The sequence below is a fragment of the Acinetobacter stercoris genome (assembly GCF_900323515.1).
Taxonomy (GTDB): Bacteria; Pseudomonadota; Gammaproteobacteria; order Pseudomonadales; family Moraxellaceae; genus Acinetobacter; species Acinetobacter stercoris.
In genome coordinates this window covers 1-1,872 of record NZ_OOGT01000358.1, presented here as the reverse complement: position 1 = coordinate 1,872, position 1,872 = coordinate 1, and the positions used below count along the sequence as shown (strand labels likewise).

Annotated in this window: 1 protein-coding gene; it reads right to left on the bottom strand. The window is 30.7% G+C overall.

Annotated features, from left to right (window positions below; genetic code table 11):
• Positions 1-1,869: PHP domain-containing protein (locus KPC_RS19480; protein ID WP_121975957.1), on the bottom strand; the 1,869-nt coding region annotated here is incomplete at its 3' end.
• Between the last annotated feature and the right edge of the window lie 3 nt (positions 1,870-1,872).

Below are 1,872 nucleotides of genomic sequence, written 5' to 3'. Positions count from 1 at the left end.
TGGTTTTATAGCATCAGAAGACTTTAGATAAACTTCTACTTTTTTAAATGTGTCAGTATTTTGGATATCTAAAATTTCTTGTTCAACTTTTAGGATTTGATCAGAAATAGTTCGTAGGGATAGCGTTTTGAATTGCTCAAATTGAGTAGTTGTAAATTTTTCTATTTCACTTGCAAAGGATTCAAAGTGTGTTTGTACTAGCACATAATTTAAATTAAGTTCTAATGGGTTTAACAGTTGGTAGAAATCAGAACAGTGCTTATCTTTAAGTAGTTCTTTAAAAGTAATAAGCTCTTCAAGATTTTTATTAAGAATTTTCAAAGTTTCATTCGAAGCATTAAAATCAGCCATTTCCTTCTGAGTTATATTTCCAATATCATTATTTTGGATTTGTATAGATAATTCATTAACTTGATTGTGAATATCATCCTTATTACCTTTTTGTATCAATTGTGATTGATAGTCACTTAAAGAGCTTAGAATAGAAAAATAAGTAGATACTTTCCCTGAAATTTCATGTCGTAAAAAATCATTTTGTTCTTTAAATCTAGAGAAAAGCTTGTTGTCTTTTTGCTGTATCAAGTCTTTAACTATATCTTCAATACCTTGATCTTTTGACTTTGAATACATATGTCCTTGGTAAAAATATTCGATGGGTCTACTGTAATCCTCCTTACCATCTTGCCAAATAATTCTAAAATTTGAACAAAGCTCATCAATATGCTGAGATTGTTCAAGGGTGTTTAGTGCAGTAGGTTTTAATTTATTTGCTAGACATTGCAATAGGGTGGACTTACCTGATGACCTCCCACCGATGATAGAAGTTAAATTACTATTAAAGTTAATTTTTTCGTTTGCAACATTGGTATTATTTAACTCGATATAATCTATTACTTCATATGAGTTTTTTATTTCAGGACAATGTTGCCCGATATGAACACGACTTTCAGGTTCATGAATGATTTGCTTTAAACCTTCAAAGGTTGGTTCAGCCTTAATCCAACAATATTTGTGATCAATTGGTTCGAATAAAGTCTCTAATTTATGAGCATCACTTCCATGAATGCACGGTTTATATGATCCATAACTTTCTAGAAAACTTTGTTGATCTTCAGCTTTATTCCCTAAGAAAAATGGCTTATCTGTCAAAGTCGATGAAAAAATTACATCAGAAACTTTATATAGCGATTCTCTTAATACTTTTAGAGTTGCACCTGTTTGTTGTTTTAGTAATGCTTCATGACCTTGAAATGCTGATGCACCATCCTTATTTGAGTTTGCAACGGCAACCAAACAGTTTTTTCGGAAATTTGGATATTTTTTAAATGCATTAATAATTTCGCTAGAATTAAGGACAAAAGAAGAAATACCTTTTCGATACGCTAAATCATCAGTTAAATGCTCTGAGGTTCCTTTACTCCCTAATCGTTTTAAATCATAAGTCGTTAGCTTATATTGTTCTTCTTCTGAAACAATAAATGTTAAAGCATGGCAGTATTGATTTTCAAAATCTTCAATAATTTCTGGATTTATCAAAAAATGCATATTTATCGCACTACCTTTGTCCGTACTAGGTGTAATCCTTAGTTCCATATTAGGCAGTATGAAAATCCTAGAAATCAGTTCTTGTTCATCATCCTTGAATTCAGTTTTAGTGCTTATGTTTTCTTGGAAGTTTTTTACCTTTTTATAATTTTCAATACTAAAATAATCTGTGATGCCAATAGTTTTGATATTGTGTTCTAAAGCTTTTTTAAAAAGCTGAATACAGTAGTCTTCAAAAGATATATTCCCAAATTGGTCATTTTTTGCCGTACCTTTTGTATGTACATGCAAATCCCAACGCCCCCACTCTGATCCACGATTCATGTA